Source organism: Priestia veravalensis, from assembly GCF_001457055.1.
Lineage (GTDB): Bacteria > Bacillota > Bacilli > Bacillales > Bacillaceae_H > Priestia > Priestia flexa.
The window spans coordinates 37145-54077 of record NZ_KQ758628.1 but is presented as its reverse complement, the minus strand read 5'-3'; the positions used below and the strand labels follow the sequence as shown (position 1 = coordinate 54077).

At 38.2% G+C, this 16933-nt stretch carries 18 protein-coding genes and 1 pseudogene; 8 read left to right on the top strand and 11 right to left on the bottom strand.

From position 1 onward, the window contains the following. Positions 1 to 256: 256 nt before the first annotated feature. Both AS180_RS02230 and AS180_RS22105 read left to right on the top strand, forming a co-directional pair. On the top strand, positions 257 to 1897 hold the full coding sequence (locus AS180_RS02230) for a SulP family inorganic anion transporter (protein ID WP_025911157.1): 1641 nt from the start codon (positions 257 to 259) through the stop codon (positions 1895 to 1897). Between the two features lie 119 nt (positions 1898 to 2016). Then, a complete protein-coding gene (locus AS180_RS22105) occupies positions 2017 to 2178 on the top strand; it encodes a hypothetical protein (RefSeq protein WP_156413424.1) in 162 nt (53 codons plus the stop codon). A gap of 51 nt (positions 2179 to 2229) precedes the next feature. Here the strand turns inward: AS180_RS22105 and AS180_RS02225 are convergent, their stop codons facing one another. The 3 genes from AS180_RS02225 to AS180_RS02215 are packed head-to-tail and all read right to left on the bottom strand — an operon-like array spanning position 2230 to position 4794. Continuing rightward, positions 2230 to 2595 carry a GNAT family N-acetyltransferase gene (locus AS180_RS02225; RefSeq protein ID WP_309599121.1) on the bottom strand — a complete coding sequence of 122 codons (366 nt, stop codon included), beginning with the start codon at positions 2593 to 2595 and terminating at the stop codon, positions 2230 to 2232. A 31-nt stretch (positions 2596 to 2626) separates the two neighbouring features. Beyond that, positions 2627 to 3313, bottom strand: coding sequence for a response regulator transcription factor (locus AS180_RS02220; protein WP_035321211.1), 687 nt, complete (start codon positions 3311 to 3313; stop codon positions 2627 to 2629). 14 nt (positions 3314 to 3327) lie between these two features. Then, a complete protein-coding gene (locus tag AS180_RS02215) occupies positions 3328 to 4794 on the bottom strand; it encodes a sensor histidine kinase (RefSeq protein ID WP_062686296.1) in 1467 nt (488 codons plus the stop codon). 175 nt (positions 4795 to 4969) lie between these two features. On the opposite strand from AS180_RS02215, the gene AS180_RS02210 reads away from it, so the two are divergent. Further along, positions 4970 to 5479 (top strand): GNAT family N-acetyltransferase, encoded by a 510-nt coding sequence (locus AS180_RS02210; protein WP_157803598.1) that lies wholly within the window; start codon positions 4970 to 4972, stop codon positions 5477 to 5479. Between the two features lie 12 nt (positions 5480 to 5491). On the opposite strand, the gene AS180_RS02205 is transcribed toward AS180_RS02210, so the two are convergent. Then, a complete protein-coding gene (locus AS180_RS02205) occupies positions 5492 to 6007 on the bottom strand; it encodes an SMI1/KNR4 family protein (RefSeq protein WP_025911166.1) in 516 nt (171 codons plus the stop codon). Positions 6008 to 6222: 215 nt separating this feature from the next. Between AS180_RS02205 and AS180_RS23780 the strand changes: the two genes are divergently transcribed. The 3 genes from AS180_RS23780 to spoIIP all read left to right on the top strand — a co-directional run bounded on the left by AS180_RS23780 (position 6223) and on the right by spoIIP (position 8342). Next, on the top strand, positions 6223 to 6354 hold the full coding sequence (locus AS180_RS23780) for a hypothetical protein (protein ID WP_258954099.1): 132 nt from the start codon (positions 6223 to 6225) through the stop codon (positions 6352 to 6354). Positions 6355 to 6487: 133 nt separating this feature from the next. After that, positions 6488 to 7024, top strand: a complete 537-nt coding sequence (locus AS180_RS02200; RefSeq protein ID WP_025911168.1) for an RQC domain-containing protein — start codon at positions 6488 to 6490, stop codon at positions 7022 to 7024. Between the two features lie 130 nt (positions 7025 to 7154). Beyond that, positions 7155 to 8342 (top strand): stage II sporulation protein P, encoded by a 1188-nt coding sequence (gene spoIIP / locus AS180_RS02195; protein ID WP_025911171.1) that lies wholly within the window; start codon positions 7155 to 7157, stop codon positions 8340 to 8342. Between the two features lie 28 nt (positions 8343 to 8370). On the opposite strand, the gene AS180_RS02190 is transcribed toward spoIIP, so the two are convergent. From AS180_RS02190 to AS180_RS02165, 6 genes and pseudogenes are all read right to left on the bottom strand, one after another. Beyond that, positions 8371 to 9498 (bottom strand): GAF domain-containing sensor histidine kinase, encoded by a 1128-nt coding sequence (locus AS180_RS02190; RefSeq protein ID WP_025911173.1) that lies wholly within the window; start codon positions 9496 to 9498, stop codon positions 8371 to 8373. A gap of 137 nt (positions 9499 to 9635) precedes the next feature. Next, positions 9636 to 10382: a uroporphyrinogen-III C-methyltransferase gene (cobA, locus tag AS180_RS02185; RefSeq protein ID WP_035321217.1), complete on the bottom strand. Its 747-nt coding sequence runs from the start codon at positions 10380 to 10382 to the stop codon at positions 9636 to 9638. Beyond that, a complete protein-coding gene (locus tag AS180_RS02180) occupies positions 10379 to 11761 on the bottom strand; it encodes a cobyrinate a,c-diamide synthase (RefSeq protein ID WP_025911175.1) in 1383 nt (460 codons plus the stop codon). Before AS180_RS02180 ends, cobA begins: the two co-directional genes overlap by 4 nt. 290 nt (positions 11762 to 12051) lie before the next feature. Next, positions 12052 to 12249, bottom strand: a complete 198-nt coding sequence (locus AS180_RS02175; protein ID WP_025911177.1) for an IDEAL domain-containing protein — start codon at positions 12247 to 12249, stop codon at positions 12052 to 12054. A gap of 320 nt (positions 12250 to 12569) precedes the next feature. Further along, a pseudogene (locus AS180_RS02170) lies at positions 12570 to 13461 on the bottom strand (ammonium transporter). Further along, on the bottom strand, positions 13461 to 13673 hold the full coding sequence (locus AS180_RS02165) for a hypothetical protein (protein WP_139109139.1): 213 nt from the start codon (positions 13671 to 13673) through the stop codon (positions 13461 to 13463). Before AS180_RS02165 ends, AS180_RS02170 begins: the two are co-directional and overlap by 1 nt. A 292-nt stretch (positions 13674 to 13965) precedes the next feature. Between AS180_RS02165 and AS180_RS02160 the strand changes: the two genes are divergently transcribed. Then, positions 13966 to 14400: a helical membrane plugin domain-containing protein gene (locus AS180_RS02160; RefSeq protein WP_025911182.1), complete on the top strand. Its 435-nt coding sequence runs from the start codon at positions 13966 to 13968 to the stop codon at positions 14398 to 14400. 46 nt (positions 14401 to 14446) lie between these two features. Further along, positions 14447 to 15625 (top strand): NAD(P)/FAD-dependent oxidoreductase, encoded by a 1179-nt coding sequence (locus AS180_RS02155; protein ID WP_025911184.1) that lies wholly within the window; start codon positions 14447 to 14449, stop codon positions 15623 to 15625. Between the two features lie 33 nt (positions 15626 to 15658). On the opposite strand, the gene AS180_RS02150 is transcribed toward AS180_RS02155, so the two are convergent. Next, positions 15659 to 16903: an amidohydrolase family protein gene (locus AS180_RS02150; RefSeq protein WP_035320049.1), complete on the bottom strand. Its 1245-nt coding sequence runs from the start codon at positions 16901 to 16903 to the stop codon at positions 15659 to 15661. Positions 16904 to 16933: the final 30 nt, after the last annotated feature.

Below are 16933 nucleotides of genomic sequence, written 5' to 3'. Positions count from 1 at the left end.
ACCTCCAGGGATATAACATTAACGTTAACGTAAACTTTACTTTATAAGAATACTTAACGTTAACGTTAATGTCAACGTATTGATTTTGATTCACTTATAATTTCAAGCATATTTTCACTCTATATTTTAGATAAGTTTTGCCGTCTTTTAAGAAATTTTTAAGAATTCCTTTCACTTTTCTTTACGATTGCTCCTTAGACTAAGTGTATCACCTTAGAACAGACCGTCTATTGATTATACAAAGGAGGATACTCAAATGAAAAAGGCGACTAGGTTTCAAGATTATAACGGAGAACGCTTTCAAAAAGATTTGATCGCTGGACTCGTGGTAGGTATTGTAGCAATTCCTTTAGCCATGGCATTTGCCATTGCTTCTGGCGTTCGACCGGAATATGGTATTTATACAACGATTATTGCCGGGATTTTGGTCTCCTTATTCGGAGGATCCAGATTCCAAATCGCAGGTCCGACAGGTGCGTTTGTTCCTATTTTATTAGGAGTTGTCATGCAATATGGTTATGAGAATTTAATTATAGCTGGCTTTATGGCAGGAATTATCTTAGTTACCGTTGGACTTCTTAGGCTTGGAAAGTTTATCAAGTTCATTCCAAAACCAGTGACAATTGGTTTTACTGCCGGCATTGCAATTATTATCTTCTCAGGACAAATTGCAAACTTTTTAGGATTACACAATATAGAAAAACACGAAGCTTTTCACCTTAACATGTGGGAAATTATCACAAACCTATCTGCTGTCAATATTTATAGCATACTAATAGCTATTATTTGTTTAGTAATTGTCCTTATTGCACCGAAATTTATTCCAAAGGTTCCTGGTGCGTTGTTAGGCATTCTATTTTCCACTTTGATTGCCGTTCTTTTTTTTCAAGACAAGGTTGCCACCATTGGATCAACCTATGGTCCAATCCCAAATGAACTCCCTACTTTTCAGTGGCCTGAATTAACAATTGATACCATTGTTATGCTATTACCAGCAGCACTTGTAATCGCTATGCTCGGTGGAATTGAATCGCTTCTATCAGCTATGGTAGCTGACAGTATGACAAAGACAAAACACAACAGCAACAAAGAGCTTGTGGGACAAGGAATTGCCAACATGACCACTTCCTTATTTGGAGGTATTCCTGCAACAGGAGCAATCGCTCGAACAGCAACAAATATTCGTAACGGAGGAACTTCGCCTATTTCAGGAGTTGTACACGGCCTTGTTGTACTCATCGTTTTGTTGGTATTAGCACCTTATGCATCTCATATTCCACTAGCAAGCATGGCACCTGTATTAATGGTCGTTGCTTTTAATATGAGCGAACGAAAAGAATTTGCTCATATTTTCAAAACAAAAACTGCAGACTCTGCAGTTTTAGCAATTACGTTCTTACTAACCGTATTCTTCGATTTAACAACAGGCGTTGGGGTAGGATTGCTCTTTGCCATTATTATGTTTGTTAAGCGTATGAGCCAATCGCTTCACGTTTCAAAAACAAACCATGATGATGAAAAATCCCAGCTTCAAATGTACACGCTAGAAGGCTCGCTCTTTTTCGGCTCGGCTGAACGCTTAGAAGAAGCAACGGATAGTATCATTCAATCGAATGCAGACGTTGTTATTTTAAAAATGGAGCAGGTTTCATTTATTGACACCTCAGGCGAAAATCTACTATCAAACGTTCATCAAAGGCTTAATGAAGATAACCGGGCATTATTAATTACAGGGCTAGATGCTCAGCCAAAAGAAATGTTTCTAAAAACTGGACTGTATGATCGAATTGGACGGCAACACTTTTTTTCTCAGGCAGGTAAAGCACTTGATTATGCACAATCTTTTGTTCATACAAAACGTAAGCGAAAAGCTAATCAACCCGCATTTTCTTCTTAAATACAAAAGAGACTGAGACATAAGTAGTTCAGCCTCTACTATACCTGAACGATTGAGAGTTCATAACTTTTAATCGTTCAGGTTTTTTGGTTGATTGTGAAAACAATGTTGGAAACAGGGTGGAATGGAGCGTAGGACACTCGACTCCTGCGGGAAAGAGAGGGAAACGTGAGATCCCGCAGCGCAGCGAGGAAGCTCAGGTTCCTCCCCGCGGAAAGCGAGTGGCCGTAGCGCAATGGAACGAACGTGTTGAGACAAACCAAAGAGATGGGAACAGCTAGTGTTCATCTTTTAGAAGCAATCATTTTGTTATGTCCCAAACTCTTTTTTACTTATTGATATTCCATTAACCAATAGCGTTCAGATACAGGGCCTTCTTCAACCACTTGCACCCACCCCTTCTTCTTATAAAACAGCAGCGCTTTGTCATTTTTTGATACGCACTTCAGACGCAGTGGCGGATTCATTTTTTGAATGGTTGCATCTACTAACGCTGTTCCAACACCTTTTCTTGAATAATCGGGATGCACAAATAAGCAGTGAATAAAATTATCAGGAAGATACAAAGATACAAACCCCACAACTTTATCATCAAGCTCAGCAACTAGTAGATGTTCACCTACCATATCCCTATCAAAATCCTCAAGCTGAAAGGCTTCAGCTTTCATCCAATGAAAGTGGTGACTGCGAGATTCCAAATAAATAAATAAACCGCAATTTCCTTCCCCCTTAAATATTAAAGCGATATCCCGCTCCCCAAATTGTCTCTAAGTACTGAGGCTGGGCAGGGTTTTGTTCAATTTTCTCACGCACTTTTCGTACATGCACCGTAACAGTTGAAATATCTCCAGTCGAATCAAACCCCCATAAGTTTTCAAACAGTTGTTCTTTGCTAAGTACTTGGTTTGGATGAGTAATAAGAAATAATAATAAATCGAACTCTTTTGTGGTAAATGTTACTTCCTGATTATAAACGAAGACGCGACGGGCTAGCTTATCCAATTCAATATGATGAACTTTAATTAGTTTTTTTGTGTGATTGCGCTCGCTCAAGCGCTCATAGCGAGATAAATGCGCTTTTACTCTTGCTACAAGCTCTCCAGGGCTAAATGGCTTTGTGATATAATCATCCGCACCCAGCCCAAGACCTCTAATCTTATCGATTTCTTCTTTTTTAGCTGATACAAGTAGAATAGGTATATCTTTTACCGCTCGAACTCGTTTGCACACTTCAAATCCGTTTAGCTTTGGGAGCATAATATCTAAAATGATTAGGTCAAACTCTTCGTTTAAAGCTCTTTCTAAACCTTCTTCTCCGCTATGCTGCACATGTGCTTCAAACTGGTTAATTTCTAAATAATCACGCTGTAACTCTGCAATACTTGGCTCATCCTCAATTAGTAATATACGCTTCACTCTTGCTATCACCTCTATTTAGTTATTTTTCGCAAAGAAAAATAGATGCTTGTTTCTTTATGTAATGTACTTGTTGCCCAAATTGATCCACCGTGCGAGTCAATGATTTGTTTGGCAATTGCTAGCCCTAGACCACTTCCACCCGTCTGCGTATTTCTCGATTCTTCAGCTCGATAAAACTTGTTAAATATGTAAGGAAGCGCTCTCGGCTCGATACCGCACCCGTTGTCTACTATTCTTACAATTACTTCACTTTCATTTTCACTGAGCACCAGTTCAATACGCTTATCCTCTTTATCCATAAATTTGATGCTATTTGTAATTAAGTTCATTATTACTCGCCGCAGCTTATCTGTATCTACTTTTACATAAGCTCTTTTAGAAAGCGTTGTATAAAAGCGTAATAGCACTCCTTTTTCTTCTAACTCAAATTGCAGCTCCTGGTTGAGGTTCTCCATAAAATCATTAATATTCACGGTTTCAAAATGAAACGGTACTTCATGCAAATCTAGTTTAGAAAATAAAAAGAGCTCGTCAATTAAGCTATTCATATCCTTTGCTTTTGTAGAAATTGTTGATAAGTATTTTTCAAGCTTTTCAGGTGTGTTGGCTACGCCATCTTGTATCCCTTCAACATAACCAATGATTGAGGTAATCGGCGTCTTTAGGTCATGTGAGATGCTTGACAGCAGCTGCTTACGATTTTCTTCATAATGAACCTGAAGGTCAATAGATGATTGCAGCTTTTTTCTCATTTCTTCAAAAGAATTGGTTAACTCATTTATTTCATCTTTGGAATTGTACTTATACGGTATTGAGAAATGAACGTCTCCTTGACGAATGCGTTCAGCTGCTCGCTTTAATCTATAAATTGGCTTAATAACGCTTCTGGACACAACATAGTTAACAAAACCAATGATCACCACAAATAAAAGCAAGAGAAAAATAAATAAAAACGGAAAAACTTTATGAACAATTCCAACGTAAGGGCTAATGCTTCGTAAAACAAAAACAGTTCCTTCATCCCGATTTGGAAAGAAAAAATCTAATTTGATGTATGAATAAAACTTATTTTTAATTCGAATAATGTCTTGTTCATATGTAGCTGATTTTGTACTTTTTTCATTAAAATGCGGCAGCTCTTTGTCCACTGTTCGCTGATCTATAGAGAACGATGAGTACGTCACTTCTTCATTCTTTCTGACAATTACATCAATGCCTTCTTGCTCATAACTTTTAATTATTTGCTGATTTAAAAGTTGATTTGGGTCCTCTTGACTCAGCAGCTTTACATTTAAAAATGTCGTTTCTTCTTCCGGTGTTAAGAGCTTATATACATATGCATTGGAGTATGTTTTTTGCAGAAAGTTAGCATCCCCTGTAATTGAAAAAAACACTAAGAAGCCAAAAAGCAAAAGCAGAAGCACAAAAACTAAAACCATGCTAAGATAGGTTAATAAAAAGCGAAGTTTTAATGACATGTCCACATCCTTTCTTCTTGCCGAAAAAGAAATTATTATTAAACTATTTTGATAATTAAACCATATCACAAAAAAAATTAAGAATCTCTTAATATGGTCCTACATTACAATTATTTACATTTCATTCATGTTATTCATTCATTTTTGTATACGGAGGGTTCACACATTGCAGTTCATGAAAGCAAATTTTAGCCATATAAACAGTATTTCAACATTATATATTGATAGTTGGAAAACCACTTATCGCGATCTAGTTCCAGACTCTTATTTAGAAAAGCTCTCCTATCAAGAAAGCGAAGAAAAGTGGAGCAATTTTTTACAGAAGGACGGGGCTTCTATTGTAGCAGCCTTCAGCGATCAGCAAACTATCGTTGCTTTTGGTGCGTATGAACAATACAGCCACTCATCACATAAAGGTGAATTGGTTGCATTATACATTTCAGAAGGCACACAAGGCCAAGGACTTGGAACCTTGTTAATGGACTTTATTAAAAGGGACCTTTATTCCTTAGGCGTCCAGTCAATCGATATTTGGGCCTTAGGAAAGAATAAGCGTGCAGTCAACTTTTACAAACGTCAAGGGGCACGGTTCGTAAAAAACCAGCCCCACGAATTTGACGGGGTATTTTTAGACGACGTTTTATACACCTATGATCTTACAAACAACAAGACGTGCCGCTCATAGCAGCACGTCTTGTTATTGAAACCGTTTAATTCGTACAAGAACTGGCTGAACGGACCACGTCCAAAATAAATTACCTTGGCTCATTATTAGTCGATCAAACCACTGTTCAAAAGTCATATGTAAGTTCACCGCTTGCTCAACCGGCTCATATTTGCTTTTAATTATGACTGAGTGCTCGCTTGCTTCTACTCTTCGGAGTAAAATCTCATTCTGATTGACAGCTCCAATAGTTATATAGTCTTCACTACATTGACTCTCCGTATCTTCCAAACGGTATAAGACAACGCTGTTTTCTACTAGATTTGACTCAAATAAGCGACAGCCGTTCGTTTCCCTTAAAAATTCTCGGTAGTCTTTTGGCATAACGCACCTATGCTTTTGTTCAAATTGATGAATTATTTCTTCTACTAAACCCTCGTAAAATGTGCACGTGGTGAAATTAACTTCTCCATTCCCTTTATACACTTCAATTACATCGTTATTTTCCCATAGCCTTTGTTTTAGTGCGTTTATTGTTTTTTTGACCATAAGATCCTCCTATTTTTGGATTGAACAAAAAAACATACATACACTAATTACACAAATGGGTTCTTAATTCCTTCTTTCACTTATAAATACAGCTACCATTAAATACTTTCTCCCTTATTTTAAAAGTAAAAATTTATTCAGAATTCAACACATCAAAACTTTTTCTTTTATGAAAATGTAGCTACAATACAACCTACAGGAAAGGAGTTACGATAATGGCAGTATCTGAAAACTTATCGATTCAGTTTGAAGATTATCCGCAGCTAACTTTTATACTACTCGGTCGCAAAAACAAAACGGTGCGCTCATCGAGTACAAAAAAACAAAAGCATTACTCCCTCGTTTGAACGAAGCTGTTTTATTAGCTCTTCAAACATATTCCATAGATGAGCAATTGCTTCTTAATTCGTTTTTATATAATAATGCAGCTGACGGTTTTCCTATTCCAATTGACCGAATGGAAACAATTTATCCACACCTTTGGAAACCACAGTCGTTTCTAATGAAGAAATTGAGCTGTCACTACCCTACTTTTCTAAATGGAACGTTGAATCACATACTGCACTGTTTCAAACAATGGAAGCCTATGTTGCCTTATTAAATGAAAGTGGCATACATCAGCAGCTTGATGGATTTTCATCTATGTACAAACAGGAATTAAATCAGATTCAAAAAGAACCAGTAGAAGTACCGATAATGGTCCAAAAGAAACCACTTTCTTCTCTGTCTTTTTATAAGCTTCTAGAATTGATAGAGCTACTACAGGATTCTCAAACACAAGAAGTTTATTTCCAAGTAGTTGAAGGTCAATCAACAAACAGTATGCGCCAAAAAGGCTTAACAAACTTACACGCACACGACCTCTTGAACAACGTGAAGCGAAAGCATATTATAACGGTATTTGACCAACTTCAACATTTAAATCTCATAACAAAGAATAGCCGAGGCTTTACGCTGACTCCTAAAGGTCGTCGAATTTATCAACTGTTAACAGCTAAACATGCTTCTGCTAGCTAACCGATTCGGTTCAGCTAGCATTTTTTCTAGCAATTACTCTATTATGTTCGAAAATGTCCTCATATTTCCTTTCCATTCCTCATAAACTAGTTACTAGATTCAGAAGCGGTCTTGAAGGGAGTAAGCGATATTGAAATCTAGTAACGATAACCGTGCTAACTTTTTTGTTCTCACATATAGAATGATTATGGTCATTATATGCGTTGTTGTCCTCATTTCTTCAGCAGTCTTTGTAGTAAGCTACTCCGCATTCAAAGAGCAGTTTCATTCATCGATTGTGTATCAGACGTTATCAAAACATAAAGCAGAAACTCTATATTATTTAATGAGCCAAGAAAATCAGCATTTTAAGAAAGCGTTTGACGATAATTTTTCTACGCCTTCTTTATCTTCCACTCTACTAGAACTTTCCACTAGCATACGAACACAAGATGCGAGAAGCTTATTTGGATCTGAAATTCCAGGTTTTAGCATTTTTGACTCGAATTTAATTATTGCGGGTGAAGGAACTAATTTTACAAACTTTCCAAAAGAATCAGCTCCTCCAATCGAAGAAGTGTTAAAGGAAAGAGAAGTAGACAAGGAAGAAGTTGAACAACCTTCTACGGAAAAGGAAAAAGAGCAAGAAGAAAAGCCTCCAGCTAACACAACAAATGGACGAAAAGTCGTCTATATCTACCATACGCACAGCTGGGAGTCCTATTTGCCTTTACTAGGTTTAGAAGGCGATGGTAATGCTGATAAAGCAGCCGATAGTAAAACTAATATTAGCATGGTCGGAGAAATGCTAGGGAGAGAATTAGAATCACAAGGTATTGGTGCTGAAGTCGACACAACAAATATTGGCGCAAAGCTAAATGAAAAGGGTTGGAAAACACCGCGCTCTTATGCGATGTCTCGTACTATCGTACAAGAAGCCATGGCACAGAATAAAGATTTAACCTACCTTATTGACCTGCATCGAGATTCCCTTCGTAAAAAAGATACAACGATTCAAATTAATGACAAGTCGTATGCACGCGTCATGTTTGTATTGGGAAAAGAAAATCAAAACTTTGAGCAAAACTTAAAGCTTTCAAAAGCGCTTCATGAAGGGTTAGAAAAGAAGTATCCTGGATTAAGTCGTGGTGTACTCGGTAAAAGCAAAGCGAGCGGAAATGGAGTTTACAACCAAGATTTATCCACTAATGCTATTCTCATTGAAATGGGTGGCGTTGATAACAATATGGAAGAATTAACGAATACCGTAAAAGCGCTAGCAGATGTTCTCAGTGAATTTTACTGGGATGCTGAAAAGGTTAACGGAAATGAATCATAAGAAAAAGCTGCCAAGAGGCAGCTTTTTCTTATGATGTAGCGGGTAGTTGAATACTAACAACGGTCCCTTCATAATCATTTGCAATACTCATAAAGCCTTGATGCTCTTTAATAATGCTTTGACAAATAGAAAGACCTAACCCTACCCCTTCATCTTTCGTTGAAAAAAAGGGATCTCCAATTTTATTAATAATCGACAACGGAATACCAGGACCGCTATCTTTTATAAACAAACAGACCGTATCCTCTTTGTTTTGAACGTAAACTGCTATTTTCCCATTATGACCAATCGCTTCAATAGCATTTTTTATAATATTTAAAAACACCTGCTTTATCTGTGAAGCATCAAGCCATAACTTCGGCACGTAGTCGTCCGTTTCCAAGCAGATAGAAATATTATGTAGGTTCGCTTCGCTTTGCAATACGCCAATTGTTGCTTGCATAACGTCAGTAATGGAAGTTAGTGTTTTTTTAGGCGCAGTGGGCTGCGTGACTAGTAAAAAGTCACTGATAAGCTCATTCATTCTATTTAATTCTGTTAACACAAGATCTTTAATATGACTACTGGTTTGGTTGTGCTCTTCAAACAGAAATTGGATAAAGCCTTTTACTGACTGCATAGGATTTCTAATTTCATGAGCTAAACCAGCGGCAAGTTGACCTACAAGCGCTAACTTATCTAAATGCTGTATTTTCTCTTCAAACTCTGGAATAATTACCTGCTGCTGTTGAGAAATGATGGTACCTAATACGTTTGCTAAGCGCTTAATTGATGAAACTTCTTGTTCTGTAAAAGTCTGTGGATTGGGATCTACTACGCATAGAGTTCCAAAGAGTTTACCATTTTCTAATACAATTGGTGCACCTAAGTAAGAGCCAACATCCGCATCATAAATAGCCTGCAGATGTTTTGTTCGAACATCGCACTTCGTATCAGAAATGACAAGTGACTCTTCACACGTTACCAAATTACAAATCGAAAGCTCAATTGGTAACGTTAATCCCTCATGGAGTAGACTTCCACCTTCGCTATTTACAATTTTCATAATTGAAAACACGTCATCAAGCGTGCCGATAAAAACCGTGCGACTTTTAATGAGGTCAATGGCTATTTGAAGTATATCTGTCAGCGCATCTTTATTGAAAACTTTATTCACTGTAATCACCCGTAGCTTTGGATTCTTTTACATTTATTATAAGGTTTTTACTGCTTCAGGTACACTATCTTTAGTCGCTTTTTTCAGAAAAACCCTTCAAAGTCACATGGGCATAGTAGCCAACTTACTTAATCTTCTTATTCAAACCAGCGGATAGCTTCTCTTACCCCAACCACATCTCCTATAAGGACAATTGCAGGATGCGCTACTTTCGCTGTCTCTGCAATCGTTACGATATCTTCTAACGTTCCTGTTACCGTTCGCTGCTTTTCTGTTGTGCCCCATTCAATAAGCGCTACCTGCGTATGTGGATTACGTCCATGCTTAATGAGCTGCTCACAAATATACGGCAGATTACCAACCCCCATATAAAACGCAATCGTATCAATACCCGTTGCAAGCGCTGGCCAGTTTAGGAAGTCTTGTCCTTTTTCTTCTCGACCGTGTCCTGTTACAATTGCAAACGATGTAGCATGATCGCGATGAGTCACAGGAATTCCAGCATAAGCAGGTGCTGCAATTCCTGATGTAATCCCAGGTACTACTTCAAAAGGAATACCATGCTGAACAAGAAACTGTGCTTCTTCTGCTCCGCGTCCAAATACAAACGGATCTCCTCCTTTTAAACGAGTGACCGTTTTTCCAGCAAGGGCATGTTCTACTAATAAGCTATGAATTTTATCTTGAATAACCCCATGCTTTCCCGGTAGCTTCCCACAAAAAATTAGCTCTGCATCCGCTTTTGCATATTCTAATAATTTTTCGTTAGCCAGTCGATCATATAAAATAACATCTGATTGTTGAATGCATTCAACGCCATAAACCGTAATTAATTTCGGGTCTCCAGGTCCCGCTCCCACAAGAAATACTTTCCCAGCTGTCATAGTGAATCGCTTCTTTCTCTTTTAAATTTTTCACATTTGTTTATCCAGTTTTCAACAAGCTCCGTTGATGATCCGAAATGAAAGTGCGTATAGCCTGCAACAAGATTCTCTTTTAAATAGCCTTCATCTTTTACCCCTACCATACTTGTTGTCTGATAAGCGTGTGGAAGCTTTTGGGCTGAATGAAAAGTTGAGTAATGAAACTCATGCCCTCTTGCTTTTACGCCGCCTTCTAATAAAAAGTTGCCTTTAGCACCTTCAATTTCTCTGTAACCAAGCTCAGCAAGCTGCGTTTGCATATGTGCCTCTCCAGGAATGATGCCAACCATTTCAAACTTTTCTTTATCTGTCGTGACGATTGCTTCGGTTAAATACATAAACCCTCCGCACTCTGCTAACGTCGGTGTTCCACGATGAATTGCTTGCTTAATAGACTCTTTCACTTCGTTTTTATCAGCTAACTCTGCTGCAAACTCTTCAGGAAACCCCCCTCCAATATAAAGACCATCTATATTACTAGGAACCTCTTCACCTTGCAATGGTGAAAAATAAACAAGTTCCGCACCTTTTGCTTTTAATAACTGTAGATTTTCTTCATAATAAAAATTGAAGGCTGCATCTCTTGCAACAGCAATTTTCACTTTAAAAGGTATTTGAGGCGAAAAGATAGCAGTATAACCTTTAAGAGTGGGCGCCTTAGAAAGCTCATAAATTTTTTCTACATCAATCGTTTTTAAAATGGCTTGACTTAACTCATGAAAAAAGGGTTGCAAGTCACCACGTTCTATTGAAGGGATAAGGCCCAAATGTCGTTCCGGCATAGAGAACTGTTTGTATCTTGGCAAGTAGCCTACAACTGGAATTCCGCACTCCTTCTGAACCGCTGCTTGAATTAGTTGAAAATGCCCTTGACTGCCGACTCGATTTGCAATAACGCCTACGATGTTGACTTCTTCTGAAAGAAGCTGAAAGCCTTTCACAATTGCAGCAGCACTTCTTGCCATTCCAGAGCAGTCAACAACTAAAATGACGGGGCTGTTTGTTAAAATACTAAGCTCAGCGGTGCTTCCATGATTGCTGGTGGGTGCTTTTCCATCATAAAAGCCCATCACTCCTTCTATAACTGATATATCAGCTCCATCGCTCGCATGATTCATAATTGCTGCTATCATCTTTTCCTCAAGCATCCAGCTATCAATGTTCCTTGAAACCCTTCCCGTAACAGCTGTATGATACGTTGGATCTATGTAGTCTGGTCCGCACTTGAAGCCCTGTACAACATAGCCTTCTTGACGGAGTGCTCCCATCAATCCAATTGTAAGAGTCGTTTTGCCTACTCCGCTTTCAATTCCTGCAATGACTATTCTTCGATTAGACATGCAATCTCCTTTCTTCTTGCTTATGTAATGTGCAATATCCTACTATACCTATCGTGATAATCCTTCACATAGTAGCTTATATTACTGAATTTTTCAACTCCTTTTAACGGAATATAAAAAGCTGCAGGCGCTTAGAATGTCTAAACGACTGCAGCTTTTTTACCTTTATTATCCTTATACTGCTGACAACCTTAGTCTAGCATCATTAAAATAAACAACTTCCGAGTTTGATGCATTAAAATCGTTCCTGTATAGTAGAGGCTGAACTACTTATGTCTCAGCCTCATCTATTAAGAAATACTCTTTAGCTGATCAGTTAGTTTAAAGAAATCTTCTTTGCTTTTCTTTTCTAATGACTGGTCGATTTCTTTTTTCAATTTCGCTTTTTGAAAGTCTGCAATAACTTTATCTAAGAACATTTCGGCAATTAGGGAATCTAACACTTTCACATTCGATTTCGGCGACGAATTCAGCAAATTTTTCTTCATAAGAAATCAACTCCTTATCTTTTTTATACTATAACATAAATTTTCTGACTTTTCAATCATTTTGCAGGAATTAGAAAAATTCTTCTTTTTTTACACATAAAAAGAAGCTGGGACATACCAAAATAATTTCTTCTCACAGACGAATGATAACTGTTCTACCATCGTTAGGTTGGAAGAATAAGTTTACTCCATTACGCTACAGAAATTCGCTTTTTTTAATTGTCTTTGGAACCAACAAAAAATATCCGAACTATCAAAAGTAGTTAACTCGCAATAGTTCGGATAGATTATTGACTGAAATACTTATGTCTCAGCCTCTTTTATTTTTGTTCTGTTTGTTCGTACTGGTTATAGTATTCAATAAATTCATGAGACTGATTGGCAGCTATAATACTGTGGTAGCTAATATCTAACCCTACTTCTTCCTCTTCCTCTGTGGAGCGAAGCGGTACAAGTAGCGCAATTGCTTTTAAACCAAACCACGTTGCTATAAAGCCCCGCGCGGACAATGCTACTAAGCCAATGAACTGAATCCCTAGTAGCTCAAAGCCACCTCCAAAGAACAGACCACCATCTGTAGCAAATAACCCTACTGCAATTGTCCCCCATACGCCAGCAGCAGCGTGAACCGGAAATGCGCCGACTGGATCATCAATTCGTCTTGCCTCTAACCAATTTGTTGCGGCCATCATTAACAACCCAGAAACTGCACCAATAAAAATGGCAGAAGGCGTACTGACAAAAGCGCATCCTGCTGTAATTCCAACCAGACCTGCGAGTGACCGCAATTGGATAAATAACTGCGGTCATTAGCACTGCATATAACAAATATGCGCAGAAATTAATTCGTTCCGCGACCGCGCCAGATACAATGGAAATCACAGCAATAACAAACGCACATTGAAACAGCCAGAACGTTTCCAAACCGATTGGAATATCTAAATACGATAAATTACCCGTTAGCGCAAAGCCATTTGTACCAACAATACCACCTAAATCATCTCCGTACATAAGTCCGAACCCGATTATATAAAAGCAAAGCGTTCCGATTGTAATATCAGCAAATACCTTCATGATAATATTAACGTTATTTTTATACCGTACAAATCCAGCTTCTAATAATGCAAAGCCGCCTTCCATTAATAGAATCATAGCAGCCGTTAGTACCACCCACGTTGTATTGACGCCCAAGCTAAGTTCTTCAATCCCCATTATCTTTCCTCCATTCGCGATAAACCTTCTACAATCGCTGATGTTAAAATGATTGCCTCGATGACAACCTCTTGTGTTAGCAGTTCAAGCACACGTTCAACTTCACGAATTTTCCCTTTAAACTGCTCAATTTTACGAAGCCTGTCCTTTACATGGACCATATACTTTTCACGATTAATTTCAAATATAGCTGTTTGGTATAGTTCATTCATGACCTTCACGTCATATCTTCTCACATCAAATGTTATATTTTAGATTATATGTGAGAATCGATAAAATCGTCAATCTAAAAATCGGAATTTATTCTTATTTTCTGAATAAACAGAGTTCATTTTCAATAAATGCATCGTTCGACTCTTTCTTAGGTTTTTCCACCAAACCGGTTGCTTTTATAAGGCAATAAATTTACAATAGATAAATGTGCAGGACTTCACAACAAAACTAGAAGTCTAGCAGCTAAAGTGTCTACATATGCAACAATATACAGCAAAGGAGGACGTTCTTATGTCTCAATCAACTATCCAAAAGCCGGCTGAAGAAGCGGTTCAAGCTAAAGGTGCAACTCAATCAGATGTACTTGATCAATTGCTAAAACCAGAAGTTCAAGAATCATTAACAGTTCTTGTTGACAACTTACCAAAGCTAACTGAAATGGTAACTGTATTAACAAAAACGTACGACTTAACACAGTCTCTATTAACAGATAACGTGTTAAAAGAAGATTTACTTGCTGGTGCTAAAGAATTTATCGAACCAATTGAAGGAAAAGTGAAAGATCTTGCTGCTTCAGCAATCGAAGCAAGTGATCGTGCGGAAGCTAACCAATCAACAACTATCGGTTTGTTTGGTTTATTACGTATGCTCAAAGATCCACAAGTTCAAAAACTATTCCGCTTTGCGCAGGCTTACTTAGAAGTAACAGGCGAAAAACAAAAATAATAACAATCTATCATTTTATAAAGCACGAACGGAGGATCGATCTACTATGTCAAAACATATTTTAATTTTAGGTGGCGGCTATGGTGGTCTACTAACAGCCCTAACAGCTCGTCAACACTTAAGTGCATCTGAAGCAAAAATTACAGTAGTAAACCGTTTTTCTACTCACCAAATCATTACTGAACTGCACCGTTTAGCAGTAGGTGGACTATCTGAACAAGCAGTAGCTCTTCCATTAGAAAAGTTACTAAAAGGTAAAGATGTAGAATTAAAGATTGCTACAGTAAAAGAAATTTCACCAGACCAACGTGAAGTGGCATTAGAAGACGGAACAAAATTAAGCTATGACTACTTAGTAACTGCATTAGGTAGTGAAACTGCTTACTTCGGCATTCCAGGACTAGAAGAAAACAGCTTTGTGTTGAAATCAGTAAATGATGCAAACCGCCTACGTGCACACGTAGAAGAGCGCATTGTTGAATTTAGCAAAACAAAAAATAAAGCTGACGGAACAATCGTTGTCGGTGGTGGCGGTTTAACAGGTATCGAGCTTGTAGGTGAATATGCTGACCTTATGCCAAGCCTTTGCCTAAAACACGGTATTGATCCAAAAGATGTTTCTCTATACTGTGTAGAAGCTGCTCCAACTGTTCTTCCTGGTTTCCCAACTGAACTAGTAGAACGCGCTCAATCAAGCTTGGAAAAACGTGGCGTAACATTTGTAACAGGAACTCCTGTTACAAAAATGGATGCTACAACAGTTGAGCTTAAAGACGGTAGCAAAATCGAAACAAAAACAATGGTATGGACTGGCGGAGTTCAAGGTAACTCAGTAGTTGCTAACTCTGGTATCGAAGTAAACCGCGGTCGTGCTCTTGTGAATGAATTCTTACAATCTACTTCTCACGAAGACATTTTCGTAGCTGGTGATAGCGCGGTTGTTATGGGGCCTGAAGGACGCCCTTACCCACCAACTGCACAGCTAGCTTGGCAAATGGGAGAAGTTATTGGCGTGAACTTAGCAGTAGCTATTAAAGGTGGCGCAATGCACGGGTTCTCTCCAGTATTCTCTGGTACATTAGGAAGCCTTGGACGTAAAGATGCAATTGGTACAATCGGCGGAAATAAAACGCAATTAAAAGGTTTGCCAGCGTCTCTAATGAAAGAAGCAAGTAACGTTCGTTACTTGTCACACATCAAAGGTTTATTTGCTCTAGCATATTAATACAGAAAAGCCAACGCACACGCGTTGGCTTTTTTACATAAGTTGCAAAGAACACCCCCACTTCGTATAAGCCGGAATCGTTTCAGCTATAACTTTCCCTCTTCTGATTACATATCTAGGCACCGACTGGTTAAGCATAAGCTCACGAATCGTCCGCTCCTCAAAAAGTAAAAAATTAGCTTCACTTCTTTCTTGAATTCCATACGCTTTGCCTTTTCCAAAAGCAGCGGCTGGTCGTTCTGTAATCATGGATAAAACCCTTTTCACTGGTTCTTCTCCTGTCATATGAGCTAAATGCGCTCCCATAAAAGCGGCTCTTAGCATATTTCCGTCTCCGAAGGGATAAAAAGGAGTCTGAATATCGTCATGAGCAATACAAATATTAATATTTTTGGTATCTAATTCTTTCACCCTGGTAATTCCTGTCGCTTTAGGATATGCATCATTTCTTCCTAGCATCGAACTGTTAATAAGTGGACAACTAACAACGGTTAAACGAGCTTTCTTTATAGCCTCCATTACTGATTCAGCATATTTACTTTCATAATAAGCTAGCGCATTTACGTGGCTGACTACAACCCTACCTTCAAACCCATTTTCAATGGTTAAATTCGCTACTTCTTGTACAAATGTTGAGCTCACTTCGTCTACTTCGTCACAAAAAATATGAATATAGCTTCCATACTCTTTGGCGAGACTAAAACAGTATTCCAAAGAGCGCACTCCTTCTTCTTGACTACTTTCTAAATGTGGCACAGCACTTACTGCGTCAGCTCCCATTTCAAGTGCTTTCCGCATTCGCCCCTGATTTTCAAAGCACTTCCACAACCCATCTTGCGGAAAAGCAATAATTTGTAAATCGATAATTTGTTCATACACTTTTTTTATTTGCAGAATAGCTTTTAAAGCCGTTAAATCATCATCAGATATGTCCACTGCTGCTCGAACACTTAACACCCCATGCTTGATGTACATCTTTAATGCTTGTTCAGCCCTCTCGTTCACGTCCTTGATGGTAAGACTTTTTTTTCGTTTGTTCCATATTGAAATTCCTTCTTGTAACGTACCGGTTCGATTAAAGCTTGGCCAACCTGCAGTCAAAGCGGTATCAAAATGAGTATGCAATTCTACGAAAGGAGGAATAACTATCCCCCCTTTGGCATCTATCACTTTCTTTCCATCTACTAGATCTTTTGTTATATGCATAAACCTTCCATTCGATACTCCAATATTTACAACTTCCACTGCGTGTAACAACCGAGCATTTTTAATGGCCATATCATACAATAGAATCTTCCTTTCTACTAA